Source organism: Bacteroides caecigallinarum (assembly GCF_021531075.1).
GTDB classification, from domain to species: Bacteria; Bacteroidota; Bacteroidia; order Bacteroidales; family Bacteroidaceae; genus Phocaeicola; species Phocaeicola caecigallinarum_B.
Genome location: NZ_JADYTJ010000026.1, coordinates 1 through 18,426 on the forward strand (window position 1 = coordinate 1; position 18,426 = coordinate 18,426).

Annotated in this window: 18 protein-coding genes and 7 tRNA genes; 21 read left to right on the plus strand and 4 right to left on the minus strand. The window is 39.4% G+C overall.

Annotated elements, in window-relative coordinates; all coding sequences use genetic code 11:
• Positions 1 to 178 precede the first annotated feature (178 nt).
• Positions 179 to 258, plus strand: a tRNA-Leu gene (locus tag I6E11_RS08380).
• Between the two features lie 385 nt (positions 259 to 643).
• Here I6E11_RS08380 and pnp read toward each other — a convergent pair.
• Positions 644 to 2,812, minus strand: a complete 2,169-nt coding sequence (pnp, locus tag I6E11_RS08385; RefSeq protein WP_235337622.1) for a polyribonucleotide nucleotidyltransferase — start codon at positions 2,810 to 2,812, stop codon at positions 644 to 646.
• A 209-nt stretch (positions 2,813 to 3,021) separates the two neighbouring features.
• Between pnp and I6E11_RS08390 the strand changes: the two genes are divergently transcribed.
• From I6E11_RS08390 to I6E11_RS08405, 4 genes are all read left to right on the plus strand, one after another.
• Positions 3,022 to 4,167, plus strand: a complete 1,146-nt coding sequence (locus I6E11_RS08390; protein WP_235337623.1) for a TlpA disulfide reductase family protein — start codon at positions 3,022 to 3,024, stop codon at positions 4,165 to 4,167.
• Between the two features lie 186 nt (positions 4,168 to 4,353).
• The gene (gene greA, locus I6E11_RS08395; protein ID WP_235337624.1) at positions 4,354 to 4,818 is read left to right on the plus strand and encodes a transcription elongation factor GreA; all 465 of its coding nucleotides are present in this window, start codon (positions 4,354 to 4,356) and stop codon (positions 4,816 to 4,818) included.
• A gap of 53 nt (positions 4,819 to 4,871) precedes the next feature.
• Positions 4,872 to 5,279 (plus strand): HIT family protein, encoded by a 408-nt coding sequence (locus I6E11_RS08400; protein WP_235337625.1) that lies wholly within the window; start codon positions 4,872 to 4,874, stop codon positions 5,277 to 5,279.
• A gap of 92 nt (positions 5,280 to 5,371) precedes the next feature.
• Positions 5,372 to 7,729, plus strand: a complete 2,358-nt coding sequence (locus I6E11_RS08405) for a TonB-dependent receptor (protein WP_394800117.1) — start codon at positions 5,372 to 5,374, stop codon at positions 7,727 to 7,729.
• An 85-nt stretch (positions 7,730 to 7,814) separates the two neighbouring features.
• Here I6E11_RS08405 and I6E11_RS08410 read toward each other — a convergent pair whose 3' ends face one another.
• Entirely contained in the window at positions 7,815 to 8,597 is a 783-nt protein-coding gene (locus tag I6E11_RS08410) for a 4Fe-4S binding protein (protein ID WP_235337626.1), read from the minus strand.
• 134 nt (positions 8,598 to 8,731) lie between these two features.
• Positions 8,732 to 8,815, minus strand: a tRNA-Leu gene (locus I6E11_RS08415).
• 173 nt (positions 8,816 to 8,988) lie between these two features.
• Here I6E11_RS08415 and I6E11_RS08420 point away from each other — a divergent pair.
• On the plus strand, positions 8,989 to 10,032 hold the full coding sequence (locus I6E11_RS08420) for a mannose-1-phosphate guanylyltransferase (RefSeq protein ID WP_235337627.1): 1,044 nt from the start codon (positions 8,989 to 8,991) through the stop codon (positions 10,030 to 10,032).
• 122 nt (positions 10,033 to 10,154) lie between these two features.
• On the opposite strand, the gene I6E11_RS08425 is transcribed toward I6E11_RS08420, so the two are convergent.
• Complete coding sequence (locus tag I6E11_RS08425; RefSeq protein ID WP_235337628.1) at positions 10,155 to 11,942, minus strand: aminopeptidase P family protein; 1,788 nt, start codon at positions 11,940 to 11,942, stop codon at positions 10,155 to 10,157.
• Between the two features lie 185 nt (positions 11,943 to 12,127).
• Between I6E11_RS08425 and rpsU the strand changes: the two genes are divergently transcribed.
• The 15 genes from rpsU to rplL all read left to right on the plus strand — a co-directional run bounded on the left by rpsU (position 12,128) and on the right by rplL (position 18,364).
• Positions 12,128 to 12,319: a 30S ribosomal protein S21 gene (gene rpsU, locus I6E11_RS08430; RefSeq protein WP_154043738.1), complete on the plus strand. Its 192-nt coding sequence runs from the start codon at positions 12,128 to 12,130 to the stop codon at positions 12,317 to 12,319.
• Positions 12,320 to 12,398: 79 nt separating this feature from the next.
• Positions 12,399 to 13,277 carry a tyrosine recombinase XerC gene (locus I6E11_RS08435; protein ID WP_235337629.1) on the plus strand — a complete coding sequence of 293 codons (879 nt, stop codon included), beginning with the start codon at positions 12,399 to 12,401 and terminating at the stop codon, positions 13,275 to 13,277.
• 16 nt (positions 13,278 to 13,293) lie between these two features.
• Positions 13,294 to 13,593 (plus strand): ribosome hibernation-promoting factor, HPF/YfiA family, encoded by a 300-nt coding sequence (gene hpf / locus I6E11_RS08440; RefSeq protein WP_154043740.1) that lies wholly within the window; start codon positions 13,294 to 13,296, stop codon positions 13,591 to 13,593.
• Positions 13,594 to 13,684: 91 nt separating this feature from the next.
• Positions 13,685 to 13,758, plus strand: a tRNA-Thr gene (locus tag I6E11_RS08445).
• Between the two features lie 9 nt (positions 13,759 to 13,767).
• A tRNA-Tyr gene (locus I6E11_RS08450) sits at positions 13,768 to 13,850 on the plus strand.
• A gap of 10 nt (positions 13,851 to 13,860) precedes the next feature.
• Positions 13,861 to 13,933: transfer RNA gene (locus tag I6E11_RS08455), tRNA-Gly, on the plus strand.
• 22 nt (positions 13,934 to 13,955) lie between these two features.
• A tRNA-Thr gene (locus I6E11_RS08460) sits at positions 13,956 to 14,027 on the plus strand.
• A 51-nt stretch (positions 14,028 to 14,078) separates the two neighbouring features.
• The gene (gene tuf, locus I6E11_RS08465) at positions 14,079 to 15,263 is read left to right on the plus strand and encodes an elongation factor Tu (RefSeq protein ID WP_235337630.1); all 1,185 of its coding nucleotides are present in this window, start codon (positions 14,079 to 14,081) and stop codon (positions 15,261 to 15,263) included.
• Positions 15,264 to 15,322: 59 nt separating this feature from the next.
• A tRNA-Trp gene (locus I6E11_RS08470) sits at positions 15,323 to 15,395 on the plus strand.
• 16 nt (positions 15,396 to 15,411) lie between these two features.
• On the plus strand, positions 15,412 to 15,606 hold the full coding sequence (gene secE, locus I6E11_RS08475; RefSeq protein ID WP_235337631.1) for a preprotein translocase subunit SecE: 195 nt from the start codon (positions 15,412 to 15,414) through the stop codon (positions 15,604 to 15,606).
• Between the two features lie 12 nt (positions 15,607 to 15,618).
• Entirely contained in the window at positions 15,619 to 16,161 is a 543-nt protein-coding gene (gene nusG / locus I6E11_RS08480; RefSeq protein WP_235337632.1) for a transcription termination/antitermination protein NusG, read from the plus strand.
• A gap of 58 nt (positions 16,162 to 16,219) precedes the next feature.
• Positions 16,220 to 16,663 carry a 50S ribosomal protein L11 gene (rplK, locus tag I6E11_RS08485; RefSeq protein WP_235337633.1) on the plus strand — a complete coding sequence of 148 codons (444 nt, stop codon included), beginning with the start codon at positions 16,220 to 16,222 and terminating at the stop codon, positions 16,661 to 16,663.
• 16 nt (positions 16,664 to 16,679) lie between these two features.
• Complete coding sequence (gene rplA, locus I6E11_RS08490; protein ID WP_154043745.1) at positions 16,680 to 17,378, plus strand: 50S ribosomal protein L1; 699 nt, start codon at positions 16,680 to 16,682, stop codon at positions 17,376 to 17,378.
• 14 nt (positions 17,379 to 17,392) lie between these two features.
• A complete protein-coding gene (rplJ, locus tag I6E11_RS08495) occupies positions 17,393 to 17,908 on the plus strand; it encodes a 50S ribosomal protein L10 (RefSeq protein WP_235337634.1) in 516 nt (171 codons plus the stop codon).
• A 78-nt stretch (positions 17,909 to 17,986) separates the two neighbouring features.
• Positions 17,987 to 18,364: a 50S ribosomal protein L7/L12 gene (rplL, locus tag I6E11_RS08500; protein ID WP_007567329.1), complete on the plus strand. Its 378-nt coding sequence runs from the start codon at positions 17,987 to 17,989 to the stop codon at positions 18,362 to 18,364.
• Positions 18,365 to 18,426 lie beyond the last annotated feature (62 nt).

The following is an 18,426-nucleotide window of genomic DNA, read 5'->3' on the forward strand; positions in this document are numbered from 1 at the left end:
AGGATATACTTATTTATTAAGTAACCCAAAGAGATTATTAATTTTATTACTAACAATTCTTGGTTTCTTTAACAGAGTTAAACTGTGAGTTAAACCAGACACTTTTATTACGTCGTTTTATATATATACGAGATAATATAAATGGCTGTTTTATAACACTATAACTGAATATAAGGATGCTCGAATGGTGGAATTGTTCGAGGGACTTAAAATCCCTTGGCTATTGCAGCTGTGCGGGTTCAAGTCCCGCTTCGAGTACTGGCTTAAGGCTCTGTAAATCAATGATTTACAGAGCCTTTTGTTTGTGCGCCTAGTATGGATATATCCATTATCCTATAACTGAACGAACTGTTTTAGTCGCGGTAGGTAATGTAATTCCTGATATGGTTCTGACCTAAATTGAGAACAAGAAGAAACGAATTGTGGCAAAGGACATACAAGATAGTAAAGTGGCAGGTTCGGTAATTATATAGAGGAATTTGAGTATTTGATAAATTCAGGTGTTTCGATAGCATCCAATGAAATTAGCAATCCTATTGCAGAATTAAATGTTATGACATTTTTTTGTAATGTTTTTCAACCTGATTTTGTGCGTTTTTTACAATAAAAAAAGGTGATCAAACGATCACCTTTTTAATTTGATTTATTTCTGTTGAGGCTTTCTATCGCGTTTTTTGTTGTTCTCTTCCAGACCTTCAGGTTTAGGCAGCAGAACTTTGTGTGAAAGTTTGAATTTGCCTGTCTTAGGGTCGATTTCAAGAAGTTTCACTTCGATATCGTCGCCTTCTTTCAAGCCTGCCTCTTCGATTGTTTCAAGGCGCTTCCAGTCTATTTCAGAAATGTGAAGCAAACCGTCCTTGCCTGGGAGGAATTCTACGAATGCTCCGTAAGGCATGATAGAACGAACCTTACCTGTATAAACTTCGCCTACTTCAGGAACGGCAACTATACCTTTTATCAGGCGCATAGCATCGTCGATAGCCTTCTTGTTTGTTCCTGAAATTTCGATACGGCCAACATTGTCAACTTCTTCGATAGTGATTGTTGCACCTGTTTCTTCCTGCATGCCTTGTATAATCTTACCTCCAGGGCCGATTACTGCACCGATGAATTCTTTAGGAATAGTCATTGTTTCGATGCGTGGAGCATGAGGCTTCAGGTCTTCGCGAGGCTCTGCAATACATTCTGTCAGTTTGCCAAGGATATATTCGCGTCCCTGTTTTGCCTGTAGAAGTGCTTTTTCAAGGATGTCGTATGTAAGACCGTCGCACTTGATATCCATCTGAGTGGCAGTGATACCTTTGCATGTTCCTGTTACCTTGAAGTCCATATCTCCCAGGTGGTCTTCATCGCCAAGGATATCTGAAAGAACGGCATATTTGTCTTCTCCGGCGTTTTTGATCAATCCCATTGCAATACCTGATACCGGATTCTTGATAGGTACACCGGCGTCCATAAGAGCCAGTGTTCCGGCACATACTGTTGCCATTGAAGATGAACCGTTTGATTCAAGTATATCTGAAACTACGCGTACGCAGTATGGATAATCTGCTGGTATCTGTCCTTTTAATGCACGCCATGCCAAGTGACCGTGACCGATTTCACGACGACCTACACCACGCTGTGCCTTAGCCTCGCCTGTAGAGAAAGGAGGGAAGTTATAGTGGAGCAGGAAGCGTTCCTTGTGCTGGTCAAGTACATCGTCTACAATCTTTTCGTCAAGTTTTGTACCGAGTGTAACTGTACTCAAAGACTGTGTTTCGCCACGTGTGAAGATTGAAGATCCGTGAGGTCCAGGCAGTGGGCTTACTTCGCACCAGATAGGACGGATTTCTGTAGTAGTACGTCCGTCAAGACGCTTGCCTTCGTCTAGGATACAACGACGCATAGCTTCTTTTTCTACATCGTGGTAGTAGCGGTCTATCATTGCACCTTTTTCTTCAAGTTCTTCTTCTGTGAACTGTGCCTTGAATTCTTCGCAAACTGCATCGAAAGCATCACCGCGTTCGTGCTTGTTTCTGTTGCCTGATGCTGCAATGGCATATGCTTTTGCGTAGCAAGCATCGTGTACGGCTTTGCGAAGTTCTTCGTCGTTTTCTTCGTGGCAATATTCACGTTTAACAGTAGAACCTACTTCTTCCATAAGTTCCATCTGTGCTTTACAGTGAACCTTGATGGCTTCGTGAGCGAATTTCATCGCTTCAAGAAGGTCTTGTTCTGAAACTTCTTCCATTTCGCCTTCCACCATCATGATGTTTTCGTATGTAGCAGCTACCATAAGGTCCATGTCTGCTTTTTCAAGAGCTTCGAATGTAGGGTTGATAACGAACTTACCGTCGATACGTGCTACACGAACTTCTGAGATAGGACCGCCGAAAGGAATGTCGGAAACAGCAAGTGCTGCCGAGGCTGCAAGTCCGGCAAGTGCATCAGGCATATCTACGCCGTCTGCTGAATAGAGGATAATGTTTACATATACCTCTGCGTGATAATTATCAGGGAAAAGTGGACGCAATGCGCGGTCGACAAGGCGGCAAGTCAAAATTTCATAGTCAGATGCCTTACCTTCGCGTTTTGTGAAACCGCCTGGGAAACGTCCGAATGCTGAATATTTTTCTTTGTACTCTACCTGTAAAGGCATGAAATCTGTACCGGGAACTGCATCTTTTGCTGCACAAACAGTAGCTAGCAACATGGTGTTACCCATGCGCAGCATAACAGCACCATCTGCCTGTTTTGCCAGCTTTCCCGTTTCGAGTGTGATGGTTCTTCCATCTCCAAGCTCGATCGTCTTAACAATTGGATTGATCATAAAAATTGATTTAATATAGTTTTTTCGTCAAAAATATGTGCAAAGATACACATTTTATCGCACTAAGCTGGTAAAAACAGGATAAAACTTTCATAAAATGCTGTTTTTTTGTATATTAACGGACAAGAAGGGGAGAAAAAACTTTGTGAAACCGTTTAAAACAGTAACTTTGCATGCAAAATTTATTTTTAAACTTTGACATAAAAGGTATGATTAAAAAGAGTTATATTTCTGTATTCCTTCTGGCAATGGGTTTTACTGCCTGTGATCAAGAACCTGTTTTTAACGTAGAAGGTGAAATTTCTGGTGCAGACGGTAAGACATTGTTTGTGGAACATTCGTCAATGAACGGTGTATTGAAGGTGGATTCTGTGAAACTTGGAGATAAGGGTGATTTCAGCTTCTCGGTGTCCAGACCTGAGGCTCCTGACTTCTATCGTCTTAGGATAGATGATAGGGTAATAAACTTTGTAGTCGATTCCACAGAAACTGTAAATGTAAAATCGGATTATGGAACTTTCTCTTCTGATTATGAAATAACAGGATCGGAAAGCAATAAGAAAATCAAAGAATTGTCATTGCTTCTTGCCGACTTGCAGAACAAAGTAAACAAACTGAATAATTCAGGATTGCCGGCAGGAATTGCCAGGGACAGTGTGTTCAGAATGATTGACCGTTATAAGAACACTGTAAAGAGTGAATATATTTATAAAGAGCCTGATAAGTCTTATGCATATTTTGCTTTGTTCCAGCAGTTGAACGGATTTATGATTTTCGATCCTTTCGCAAGCAAGGAGGATGTTAAGTGTTTTGCAGCAGTGGCTACTAGTCTTAATAATAAATATCCTCATGCCGACCGTTCCAGAAATCTTTATAATATGGTGATAAAGGGTATGAAGAATACACGTACTCCTCAAAGCAAGCCGTTGGAAATTCCTAAGGAAATGATTACCGAGACTTCGATTATAGATATACCTCTTAAGGATATTAACGGAGAGACAAAACATCTGACCGACTATAAAGGCAAAGTGGTTCTTATTGATTTTACAGCGTATGCCACTCCGGAATCGGGTACAAGGACATTGGCTCTAAGGGAACTGTACAAGAAGTATTCTGAACAGGGTTTGGTGATATATCAGGTATCGCTCGATACGGACGAACATTTCTGGAAAACTGCTTGCGATAATCTTCCGTGGGTGTGTGTGAGAGACCCGTATGGTGTCTATTCTACATATGTCAAAGTGTATGGGGTTACAGCGCTGCCGACAGCATTTCTTGTTAATAGAGACAATGAACTGGTGTTGAGACTGGATGAGAAAACCAATCTGGAAGATGAAATAAAGAAATTGCTTTAACATGTTTAATAGCATGTTAAAATAAAATACTTATATGCTTGACTTATAAGAAAAAAGCATATCTTTGCAAACAGAAATGAAAGATAAAGGGTTCCGACATAGTTGAACATGTCGGAATTCTTTTTTGTTTTATATCAAATTGGAATATATTAATTAATAACGAAAATATTTAGGAGGAAAATTATTATGGCTTATATGTCAGAAGAAGGCTATCAGAAATTGTTGGCTGAGTTAAAACATCTTGAGGCTGTAGAGCGTCCGAGAATTGTTGCTGCTATTGCAGAAGCACGTGATAAAGGCGACTTGTCTGAAAATGCGGAATATGATGCTGCAAAAGAGGCTCAGGGACTTTTGGAAATGAAAATCAACCAGTTGAAGGCTACTATCGGTGATGCGAAAATCATCGACACTTCTAAGATGAAGGCTGATACAGTGCAGATTCTTACAAAAGTGGAACTTAAGAATGTTAAGAACAACATGAAGATGGCTTATACTATCGTGTCTGAAAGTGAAGCAAATCTTAAGGAAGGAAAGATTTCTGTTACTACGCCTATTGCTCAGGGATTGCTTGGCAAGAAAGTAGGTGATGTGGCTGAGATAACTATTCCACAGGGAAAAATCAGTCTTGAAATTTTAAGTATATCATTTTAATGTTAAGGCAGGTCCGCTTTATGCGGGCTTGCCTTATTTAATACTATAAAGATATGGCAACAATATTCAGTAGAATCATTGCAGGAGAGATTCCTAGCTACAAGGTAGCAGAGAATGACAATTTTTATGCTTTTCTTGACATCAATCCATTGGTGAAAGGGCATACTTTGGTTGTTCCGAAAAGGGAAGTTGATTATATCTTCGATTTGGAAGATGATGAACTCGCACAAATGCACGTTTTCGCCAAGAGTGTGGCGTTAGCTATTCAGAAAGCATTCCCATGTAAGAAGGTGGGAGAGGCTGTAATAGGTCTGGAAGTGCCTCATGCACATATTCATCTTATTCCGATACAAAACGAGTCGGATATGCTCTTCTCAAATCCAAAACTGTCGTTGACATCTGATGAGTTTTTTTCTATTGCTCAGTCAATTAATAAGGCATGGACAGAAGGTCAGAAATAATTTCCCCCACAATTATATAAAGCCATCGTTTGATGGCTTTTTTTATTATTAATCAGTAAATTTGCAGTCTGTTAATGTGAAAAACTTTTTTTATGGTTAGAAAATCTGTATGCCTGTTACTCTTGTTAATGACTATTGCTGTTGCATTTGCCCAAAATTATCAGATTAAGGGTACTGTTATTAGCAAAACTACACGTGAACCTCTGGAATTTGTAAATGTCCTTGTGGTTGGACTGAATATTGGTGCTTCTACAGACATAAACGGTAATTTTACGATTAATTCAGTTCCTCCGGGTATATATCAGTTAAGGGCTTCTACAATAGGGTATAAAACAGTCTTTACGGAAGAGTATCGTGTAAATCATATTACTCCGCATATCAATATTGAGATGGAAGAAGAGAGTACGTCAATCTCGGAAGTCACCGTTACGGCTTCACCTTTCCGCAGGGTGGCTGAGAGCCCTGTTAGCTTGAGGGTTATAGGCCTGCAGGAAATCGAAAAAGCTCCTGGAGCAAATCGTGACATATCGCGTGTGGTACAGAATTATCCTGGTGTGGCTTTCTCGCCTGTGGGGTATAGAAATGACCTTATAGTACGCGGTGGTGGCCCTTCTGAAAACAGGTTTTATCTGGATGGAGTAGAGATTCCCAATATAAACCATTTCAGCACTCAGGGCGCGTCAGGCGGCCCGGTAGGGCTTATAGATGCCGATTTGATAAGGAATGTCAAATTCTATAGTGGAGCCTTTCCGGCACATAGGGGAAATGCCTTGAGCTCAGTTCTTGATTTCAGTCTTCGCGACGGAAGTATGGAACGTAATTCTCTTAAGGCTACTTTGGGAGCTTCTGAAGTTTCATTAAGTTCCAACGGACATATAGGCAACAAGACATCATATCTTGTTTCGGTACGCCAGTCTTATCTTCAAATGTTGTTCAAGGTGTTGGGACTGCCTTTCCTGCCGGCATATACTGATGCTTCGTTTAAAATCAAAACAAGGTTTGATGATAAAAATGAACTGACAGTGCTAGGGTTGGGAGGCTTGGACCGTATGAAACTGAACATGGATATAGATGGCGATTATGCAGAATATTTGTTGAGTTATCTGCCTACGATAGAGCAGGAAACATTTACACTTGGAGGGGTTTATCGCCATTACGCAGGAAATCATGTACAGTCGGTCACTTTGAGCCATAGCTATCTGCATAACAGAAACTTCAAATATCAGAATAATGATGACAGCAATCCTGATAATCTTAATCTGGATTTAGGCTCGGTAGAGCAGGAAACAAAACTTCGTGTGGAAAATACATCCGAATGGAACTCATGGAAGATGAATGCAGGTTTTGAACTGAACTATACGCATTACACTAATAATACATATCAGAAGATATTTGCCAACGGATTGCGTGAGTTCAATTATGATACCAGTCTTGATATGTTGCGTTGGGGTATATATGCATCGGCCGATTATACGTCTGCCGATGATAGTTTTACTGCTTCTCTTGGTGTCCGAACAGACGGAAATAACTATAGCGACAAGATGAAAGAACTTTGGAGGCAGTTGTCGCCACGTCTTTCTGTTTCTTATCGTTTGACAGACGGACTTTTTCTTAGTGGACATATGGGGCTGTATTATCAGTTGCCGGCATATACGGCTTTAGGATATAAGGATAATAATGTATACGTAAACAAGGGTTTGGACTATACTTCTGTTACTCAGGAAAGCTTGGGACTGACATGGAATCCTACTGAAACTATGGAGGTCTCTGCCGAAGGTTTCTATAAGCTGTATAATAACATGCCGCTTTCCGTGGCAGATAATATACCGTTGTCGTGTAAGGGAAATGATTACGGAGTTATAGGTAATGAACTTCTCGTATCCGATTCTGAAGGCCGTTCGTATGGCGTGGAGATAATGTTTAAGTGGCTTTTGGCAAAGAAACTTAATCTTTCCTCTTCATTGACATTCTTTAGAAGTGAATTCAAGTCGGCAAAAGATGATTCATATGTTCCTTCTGCTTGGGATAACAGGTTTATATTCAATATGAGTGGAACATATAATCTTCCAAAGAACTGGAGTGTGGGAATGCGTGTATGTGCAATAGGTGGTTCTCCATATACCCCGTATGATGAGGAGAAATCGTCGTTGATTGAGGCCTGGAATGTACAGGGACGCGCTTATTACGATTATAGCCGTTATAATATGGAACGTCTGCCTGCTTTTGCGCAGTTGGATGTAAGGGTTGACAAAACGTTCTATCTGAAAAAATGTATGCTTGGCTTCTATCTCGATATTCAGAATATTACAGCCAGTAAATTACGCCAGCCTGATGCTCTTATGAGTACTGGTATGGTAGATCCTGACCGTCCCGGACATTATATAATGAAAAATATAAAAATGGAAAGCGGAACTTTGCTCCCTACCATAGGTATTACATTTGAATATTAATCCTGATAATTAAGTATTAACGAAAAAAATAACGTGGAATAAATACTTCCACGTTATTTTTTTACTATTGTTTTGAATAAAATTTTCAGAAATAAAACTCAGGGTTCTTTCTGTCACTAAAGTTTTCATATAGGAATTTTGTGAACGGAGTATCAAATACTCTGGCGCCATGAGGGCATATTTTTACACATGCACAGCATAGTGTGCATAAATTGGAGTCTGTAATAATACTGCCCGCGCTATTTGTGGATATAGCATGTGTTGGGCATGATGAGATGCATAATCCGCATGAACAGCATGAGCCGGTACTGATTGGTGCCACGGGTTGTTTAGGCTTCATTTCCTTATAGGGGAAATTTCCTGGTACGTACAAATCATTTAATAGTGGTACGGATGTTATTTTGTCCATGACTTCCTTGCCGAAATGTTCAGCCATCCCAATGTCATAATGGTCTGGTCTTCCGGCTGCAATTGGCATGTTATCTCTACTGAAACTATGTTCGCCAATAAATGTTGCAGCTGCTACAGGGTGGAAACCTAACTTTGAAACACCGTTTTTAAGTTCAAGCAAAGCATCATCGTAATGGCGGTTGCCGTATACAACGATTATAGTACACATAGAATCATTCCCATCGATAGAACCTAATCGTTCAAAAAATATAGGTGGTATACGTCCCCCATATACAGGACAGACGAATATTGTCAGTGAGTCGTGTGTGAAGTCTGTAACTTTATTGTTCCCGAAAGTTATATCTGATTCTTTAAGGTTGTTAACCCTCAAACCGTCGCCTATTGCATGAGCTATCTTTTTTGAAGTACCGGTTGGGGAATAGTAAATCAAATTTACCGATTTGATTATATTGTTCATAAATGTGTGTTTTGAGGATTGTTTGTCTATTCTGTCTTGCAAAAATAAGTAAAAATGTATTTTCAGATATATTTGAAGGTTGTTTTTTTAGGGTAAGTATAAAAAAAAGAAGTTGATTACTCAACTTCTTTCAGTACCCAGACCCGGGGTCGAACCGGGATGGATGTTACTCCACTGGTGTTTGAGACCAGCGCGTCTACCGATTCCGCCATCTGGGCTTGTTTTTGTTTTTGCGTTGCAAAGGTAAACATAATTTTCATATCTGCAATACATTTCATCGAAAAAATGCAATATTTTTTATGTCTAACACTATTTAGAAACTATTAAATTCCGGAATTATAAAAAAAACTGTATATTAGCATATCATATAAATAACACAAACGATATTACCATGAACAATAACTATTACTGTGTGATTATGGCAGGTGGAATGGGCAGACGTTTCTGGCCTTATAGCAGGAAACAGTTGCCAAAACAGTTCCTTGACTTTTTCGGTACAGGAGAAACCTTGTTGCGTATAACCTTTGATAGATGCAAAGGGCTTGTTCCTTCCAATAATATCTATATTACTACATATATAGATTATAAGAATATAGTGAAAAGTATTCTTCCAGAGATTGATGACCAACAGATAATAATAGAGGATGATAGAAGGAATACAGCTCCATCACTGGCCTATGCATCGTATCTTATACAAAAAATCAACCATGATGCTACTATTGTAGTAATGCCATCGGATCAGATTATACTTAATATAGATAAATTCCGGGAGTCGATACTGAAAGGTTTGGATTTTGCTTCTATATCGGGAAAACTGATTAATGTGGGAATAAAACCAACCCGACCTGAAACTGGATATGGATATATACAGATAGAAGAAGAGGAAAGGGTGGGTGACTTTTGTAAAGTGAAGACTTTCATAGAGAAGCCTGCACTGGAATTTGCAAAAGTGTTTGTAGAGGAAAATGAATTCTATTGGAATTCCGGAATATTCATCTGGCATGTTACAACTATAATGAATGCTTTCCATGAAAATATGACAGAGGTATGTCCACGATTGGAATGTAATGCTCCGGACTTTTCTGCTTGTCCTAATATATCTATAGATTATAGTATAATGGAAAAGGCTGATAATGTTTATGTACAGATGTGTGATTTCGGATGGGCTGACGTAGGAACATGGCAGGCTTTGTATGACGCATCACCAAAAGATGTAAACAAGAATGTTATATTAAACAGTAATTCATTATTGTATGAATGTAAAGAGAATATAATTCTGATGCCTGAAGGCAAACTGGTAGTGGCCGAAGGTCTGGAAGGGTATTTGATTGCAGAACATGATAACGTGTTGTTGATATGTAAGAAAGAGAATCAAAATTCGATACGTAAGTTTGTCAATGATGTAGAAATGAAATTTGGGGATGAATATGTATGATTATGTAGTAGTATTATAACAATAAAAGCCTGGTTAAATCTATGATATAAGTGTAGAAAAAACGTCAAGGCGTTTCAACTAAAATGACCTGTCATTTTGTTTGAAACGCCTTGACGTTTTTTCTATTTCTTATAGATTGGTGCTGTCATATCCTTCAGCCATAATCTTTCTTGCTGGTTGAGTCCGGATGCAAGAGTGTCGTAAACCTTCTGATGATATCCATTCAGCCATGAAATCTCTTCATCGGACAGCATTTCTGTGATTATTGGTTCTTTATCTATCGGACATAATGTCAATTGTTCGAATTTATAGAATTTCCCGAATTCCGTTTCCTGTGATGGAACGATTAGCATCGTGTTTTCCGTTCTTATACCGTATTCACCGCTTCTATATATTCCAGGTTCATTAGTTATGGTCATTCCAGGTTTTAGGATTGCCGGAATGTGATTCATCCTTATTTGATGAGGTCCCTCATGAACATTAAGGAAGTGTCCCACTCCATGCCCTGTTCCGTGACCATAATTTATGCCGCAACGCCACATCGCCATTCTTGCCAGTGAGTCAAGTTGTGTTCCGCAGGTTCCGTCCGGGAATTCAGCCATGGCCAGCTGTATAAATCCTTTAAGGACCAGTGTGTAATCTTTTTTCTGTTTCTCGGACGTGGTTCCCAGAGGAATGGTCCTTGTAATGTCGGTGGTACCATCCAGATATTGGGCACCGCTGTCAAGAAGCAGTAGTCCTTCAGATTTCAAGTGTAGGGCAGATTCTTCTGTAGCTTCATAATGTACTATAGCACCGTGTTCCTGATAGCCTGCTATTGTATCGAAACTAATTCCACGGAAATGCTTCATTTCAGAGCGATATTCATATAGCTTTTTGTCGAGGCTTAATTCCGTTATATCTTCTTCGAGTACAGACTGTTTTAACCATATTAAGAACCTCACCATTGCTATGCCGTCTCGCTTCATGGCTTCTCTAAAACCTGCAATTTCTGTAGCGTTTTTTATCGCTTTAAGCTTCGTAACAGGTGATTCGGCAATCTTTATATTGTTTTTGTAGGATGCAGCATCGAACAGGGCATAGTTGATGCTTGGTGATACTGATATATTGTAACCGGCAAAAGATTTTAAGTCGGATTCTATATCTTCGTATTCTTTTATTGATATATTGTGCGAATGCAAATATTCTATTACAGGAGTTGACAACTTATTGCTGTTTATATATATAATGGCCGATTCATTGAATATCATTAAATATGAAATGAACAAAGGATTGCAGTGAATATCTTTACCACGCATATTTAGTGTCCAGGCAATCTCATCGAGCGAAGATATAATAATGGTGTCATTTTTACCGATTGATGCTTCTTTTCTTATTTTCTCTATTTTTGATTTCGTACTCTGACCGGTAAATCTTTCTTCCAAAATAAAGGGCTTGTCGTCTGCTATCGACGGACGATCCGACCATATATACTTATACGGGTCTTCGGTCATTACAGCTTCAATTTCATATCGGGATAACTGGGCTCTCATGTCGTCTACAATGCTTATGGAGGTAGTATATCCGTCGAAACCAATCTTGCTTCCTTTCGGAAGGTTGGCGCCAAGCCATTCACAAATTGATGGTGTTTCCGGAAGACGTTCTTTGAATAATTTCAGACCACTGCCCGATAACTGTTCTTCTGCTTGTAGAAAATAACGGGAGTCTGTCCATAAGCCACCGTCGTTTAATGTTATGACAGCTGTTCCGGCAGAACCTGTAAATCCTGTTATCCATTTTCGTGATTCCCAGTGTGCAGGTACGTATTCGCCGGCATGTGGGTCGGTGCTGAATGTTATGTATGCGCCTATGCCGTTTTCCTGCATAAATCTTCTCAAGAGTGAAATCCTTTCTGTGATGGAAGTCTTCATTATTATATGTGTTTTATTGTATGTAAACTATATTAATTATATGTTCACAAAGATAATGTTTATTACGCGTTTTGTATAAAAAATACGTGGAAAGTTTTGTATATTAAGAAAGTATGTGTAATTTTGCACCGCAATTTTTACTGCAGAAAAATATTTAACAACAACATAATTAATTTTTTAAAAACATGATCGTAGTTCCAGTAAAAGAAGGCGAAAACATTGAAAAAGCGCTGAAAAAGTTTAAGAGAAAATTTGAAAAAACAGGTGTTGTAAAAGAACTTAGAAGCAGACAGCAGTTTGACAAACCGTCTGTTTTGAAAAGATTGAAAATGGAGCGTGCTATTTACGTTCAGAAATTACATCAGGTAGAAGAATAATAATTTCGCGGAATTTTTTTTGAATTATTGAATTCTTTTCTTATATTCGTTGCTGAATTAATATTGCAATGTTTTAGTCATGATTGAATCTTTTTTGCGGTATCTTCAGTATGAACGTAACTATTCTGAGAGAACGGTTGTTTCATATGGAATTGACTTGCGTGAGTTTGAAACGTATCTGAAAGGATTGGAAAGTGACTTTGATTTACGATATGTTGACTCGGATATTGTCCGGGGATGGATGGTCGAACTTATGGAGAGTGGGCGGACTGAGACTACTGTAAACAGAAAGCTCAGTGTGTTGAGGACTTTTTATAAGTTTCTGTTGAAGAAGAATGTTATAACTAAAGATCCGATGTCTGTGATTAAAGGTCCGAAGCGTAAAAAACCTTTGCCGGTTTTTGTGAGAGAGGGCGATATGAACAGGCTTTTGGATGGCGATTTCTTTAACGATGATTTTGAAGGTGTTAGGGATAGGCTGATTTTAGCTATGTTCTATGAGACGGGAATGCGACTGTCGGAGTTGATTTCGTTGACCGATGCTGATGTGGATTTGATAAAGAATGTGCTGAAAGTGACGGGGAAGCGTAATAAACAAAGGATTATTCCTTTTGGAAATGAATTGAAATCAGCCATTGAGGCGTATTTGGAGTCAAGAAATGTTGCAGTAGGCGGTATTTGTGAGGCTTTTTTTGTTAGAAAGAATGGTGAAAAGCTGTATCAGATGCTTGTTTATAAGGTAGTGAAACAAAACCTTTCGAAGGTTGTGGCGCTGAAGAAAAGGAGTCCGCATGTCTTGAGGCATACTTTCGCGACGACGATGCTTAATAACAATGCAGAGCTTGAAAGTGTAAAGGAACTTTTGGGACATGAAAGTATAGCGACTACTGAAATTTATACGCATACTACTTTCGAGGAATTAAAGAAAGTTTATAAACATGCCCATCCGAGGGCGTAAAGAAAAGGAGGTTTTTATGGAAGTAAGAATTCAATCAATTCATTTCGATGCATCAGAAAAATTAGAAGCTTTTATACAGAAAAAAGCAGAGAAGCTCGAGAAGTTTTGCGACGATATAAAGAAAGTTGAGGTGTCTCTAAAAGTTGTAAAACCGGAAACAGCAATGAATAAGGAAGCAGGTGTTAGAATCCTGGCTTTGAATTCCGAGTTTTACGCAGAAAAAGTTTGTGATACATTCGAAGAGGCTATAGATACATGTATGGATGCTCTCTCGAAACAATTGCAGAAAACAAAAGAAAAACAGCAAATTAAATAAAAAAATAGGATTATTTATTTTGTGATTTGAAAATTATATCTAACTTTGCAGCCGCAAACTACCGCTTTGCGGTTGCAAAGTTTTTGAACAAGCCTCTTTAGCTCAGTTGGCCAGAGCACGTGATTTGTAATCTCGGGGTCGTTGGTTCGAATCCGACAAGAGGCTCGAATTTTAGGGCAAATACCAGAGTGGCCAAATGGGGCAGACTGTAAATCTGCTGGCTTACGCCTTCGGTGGTTCGAATCCATCTTTGCCCACAAAGAAGATGCGGAAGTAGCTCAGTTGATAGAGCATTAGCCTTCCAAGCTGAGGGTCGCGGGTTTGAGCCCCGTCTTCCGCTCTCTTTATGTTAAATACTAATCGCTGTTATAGCTCAGCGGTAGAGCACTTCCTTGGTAAGGAAGAGGTCCCGGGTTCAAGTCCCGGTAACAGCTCTTAAGAATAGAAAAGCTGATTATTAATCAAAATAAATAACAAGTAAAGCTATGGCTAAAGAGAAATTTGAACGTTCGAAACCGCACGTAAACATCGGTACAATTGGTCACGTTGACCACGGTAAAACTACTTTGACTGCTGCTATCACAACAGTATTGGCAAAGAAAGGTCTTTCAGAAATGCGTTCTTTCGATTCTATCGATAACGCTCCAGAAGAAAAGGAAAGAGGTATCACTATCAACACTTCTCACGTAGAATATCAGACTGCAAACCGTCACTATGCACACGTAGACTGTCCGGGACACGCTGACTACGTTAAGAACATGGTAACTGGTGCTGCTCAGATGGATGGTGCTATCATCGTAGTTGCTGCTACTGATGGTCCTATGCCTCAGACTCGTGAACACATCCTTTTGGCTCGTCAGGTAAACGTTCCACGTCTTGTTGTATTCTTGAACAAGTGTGATATGGTTGATGACGAAGAAATGTTGGAACTTGTAGAAATGGAAATGCGTGAATTGCTTTCATTCTATGAATTCGATGGTGACAACACTCCTATCATCCGTGGTTCTGCACTTGGTGCATTGAACGGTGTTCCACAGTGGGAAGACAAAGTAATGGAACTTATGGATGCAGTTGATACATGGATTCCACTTCCTCCACGTGATATCGATAAACCATTCTTGATGCCAGTTGAAGACGTGTTCTCTATCACAGGTCGTGGTACTGTAGCAACAGGTCGTATCGAAGCAGGTATCATCAAAGTTGGTGACGAAGTTGAAATCCTTGGTCTTGGTGAAGATAAGAAATCAGTTGTAACTGGTGTTGAAATGTTCCGCAAATTGTTGGATCAGGGTGAAGCTGGTGATAACGTAGGTTTGTTGCTTCGTGGTATCGACAAGAATGAAATCAAACGTGGTATGATCCTTTGCCACCCAGGACAGGTTAAAGCTCACTCTAAATTCAAAGCTGAGGTTTATATCTTGAAGAAAGAAGAAGGTGGTCGTCACACTCCATTCCACAACAAATACCGTCCTCAGTTCTACTTGCGTACTATGGACTGTACTGGTGAAATCACTTTGCCAGAAGGAGTTGAAATGGTAATGCCAGGTGATAACGTAACAATCAACGTTGAACTTATCTACCCAGTAGCATTGAACGTAGGTCTTCGTTTCGCTATCCGTGAAGGTGGACGTACAGTAGGTGCTGGTCAGATTACAGAACTTCTTGACTAATAATAGTCTATATAAAAAATAACCAATAGTTCCCGAGATTCGTTTCGGGAACTATTTTTACGGGAATAGCTCAGTTGGTAGAGCATCGGTCTCCAAAACCGAGTGTCGGGAGTTCGAGCCTCTCTTCCCGTGCTAAAATTGATAGGATATGTTTAAAAAGATAACTAATTATTGTAAGGAATCATACGACGAACTAGTCCATAAAGTGACATGGCCTACGAGTAAAGAGCTTTCTAGCAGTGCAGTGGTTGTTTTAACTGCTTCCCTACTCATTGCACTGGTTGTTTTTCTTATGGATTCTGCCTTCCAGTTTATAATGGGAGATGTTATCTATCCGCATTAAAAAATAAATAAGATGTCTGAGATTGTAAAAAAATGGTACGTATTACGTGCTGTAAGTGGAAAGGAAGCTAAGGTTAAGGAATACCTCGACGCTGATTTGAGGCATAATGAACTTAGCGAATTTGTATCTCAGGTATTGATTCCTACCGAAAAGTATGTCCAGGTTCGCAATGGAAAGAAAATTGTGAAAGAAAGAAGTTATCTTCCTGGTTATGTACTTGTAGAAGCTGCATTGGTGGGTGAAGTTACTCATTATTTGAGAAACATACCTAACGTAATCGGTTTCTTGGGAGGACAGGAAAACCCTGTGCCTTTAAGACAGTCGGAAGTGAATCGTATTTTAGGTACGGTAGATGAATTGCAAGAAGTGGAAGAGGATATGAGTATCCCTTACACCGTAGGTGAAACTGTGAAAGTTTGTGTTGGACCGTTCTCTGGCTTCAGTGGTTTTATTGAAGAGGTGAATACGGAAAAACGTAAGTTGAAAGTAATGGTCAAAATATTCGGGCGAAAAACTCCGCTTGAATTAGGCTTTACGGATGTTGAAAAGGAATAACTCATTTTGTTACGTGAGGAATTCTATTCGTTAATCAATTATATTAAATTAAAAAGAAATGGCTAAAGAAGTTGCTGGACTAATCAAATTACAGATTAAAGGAGGCGCTGCAAATCCATCACCTCCCGTTGGACCTGCTTTGGGTTCTAAGGGTATTAATATCATGGAATTTTGCAAGCAATTCAACGCCAGAACCCAGGACAAGGCAGGTAAAGTATTGCCTGTTATCATTACCTACTACACAGACAAGTCTTTTGATTTCGTAATCAAAACTCCTCCTGTTGCAATACAGTTGTTGGAAATGACTAAATTGAAGAGCGGTTCTGCTGAACCTAACAGAAAGAAAGTTGCTGAACTTACTTGGGATCAGATTCGTACTATCGCTCAAGACAAGATGGTTGACTTGAACTGCTTTACTATTGAAGCTGCTATGTCAATGGTAGCTGGAACAGCTAGAAGTATGGGTATCGCTGTAAAAGGTGACTTCCCGGGTAATAACTAATTAACTTCAATTGAGAATGGGTAAACTGACAAAAAATCAAAAGTTAGCTGCAGAAAAAATTGAAGCAGGGAAAGCATACTCACTAAAGGAAGCTTCTGAGTTGGTAAAGGAAATCACTTTTACAAAATTCGATGCTTCATTAGATATTGACGTACGTTTAGGTGTTGACCCTCGTAAGGCAAACCAGATGGTAAGAGGCGTTGTTTCTCTTCCTCATGGTACAGGTAAGCAGGTAAGAGTGCTTGTTCTGTGTACACCTGATGCTGAAGCTGCTGCAAAGGAAGCTGGCGCTGACTATGTAGGTCTTGATGAATATATTGAAAAGATCAAAGGTGGATGGACTGATATTGATGTAATCATCACTATGCCGTCTATCATGGGTAAGATCGGTGCTCTCGGTCGTGTACTCGGTCCTCGTGGATTGATGCCAAACCCGAAGAGTGGTACTGTAACTATGGATGTAGCTAAGGCTGTTAAGGAAGTTAAGCAAGGAAAGATAGACTTTAAGGTTGACAAGAGCGGTATCGTTCACACTTCAATCGGTAAAGTTTCATTTACTGCTGACCAGATCCGTGAAAATGCGAAGGAATTTATCGCAACAATCATTAAACTGAAACCTACTACAGCTAAAGGTACTTATATAAAGAGTATTTATCTTTCAAGTACAATGAGTAAGGGTATCAAAGTTGACCCTAAATCAGTTGACGAAATTTAAAATAAGGAGTAATCATGAGAAAGGAAGATAAAGGCGCAATTATAAGTCAGTTGGCTGATACCGTAAAGCAATACGGACATTTCTACTTGGTTGACACAACTGCTATGGATGCAGCTTCAACTAGCGAATTACGTAGAAAATGTTTCAATGCAGGTATTAAGCTGATGGTTGTGAAGAACAGTTTGCTTCACAAGGCATTAATGAGTATGGATGTTGACTTCTCTCCATTGTATGACTCATTGAAAGGTACAACTTCAGTTATGTTTTCTGAAACAGCAAACGTACCTGCTAAGTTGCTTAAAGAGTACAAAGATGGAGTTCCTTCATTGAAAGCTGCATATGCAGAAGAAGGATTCTATGTAGGAGCAGATCAACTTGAAGCACTCGCTACAATCAAGAGCAAGAACGAAGTTATCGCAGATATCATTGCATTGTTGCAATCGCCTGCTAAGAACGTTGTTTCAGCTCTTCAGTCTGGTGGTAACACCATTCACGGAGTTCTTAAGACATTGGGTGAACGTGCTGAATAATTCGCACTACTGTAGCTTAAGAACAAATAATAATTTTTTATATTCAATTTAGTAACAAACAATTAAATTCATACAAAAATGGCAGATTTGAAAGCTTTTGCAGAACAATTAGTTAACTTGACAGTAAAAGAAGTTAATGAACTTGCAACTATCCTTAAAGAAGAATATGGTATTGAACCTGCTGCTGCAGCTGTAGCTGTTGCTGCTGGTCCTGCTGCTGCTGGTGCAGCTGCTGCTGAAGAAAAAACATCTTTCGATGTAGTTTTGAAGAGCGCAGGTGCTGCTAAATTGCAGGTAGTTAAGGCCGTTAAAGAAGCTTGTGGTCTTGGCTTGAAAGAAGCAAAAGACATGGTTGACGGTGCTCCTAGCGTAGTAAAAGAAGGTTTGGCTAAAGACGAAGCTGAATCTTTGAAGAAAGTTTTGGAAGAAGCTGGAGCTGAAGTTGAGCTTAAATAAGATTATCCTGTAAATCAGGTAGTTCGGTTAAGAGTCCTCGTAAAAGAGGATTCTTAACCTTT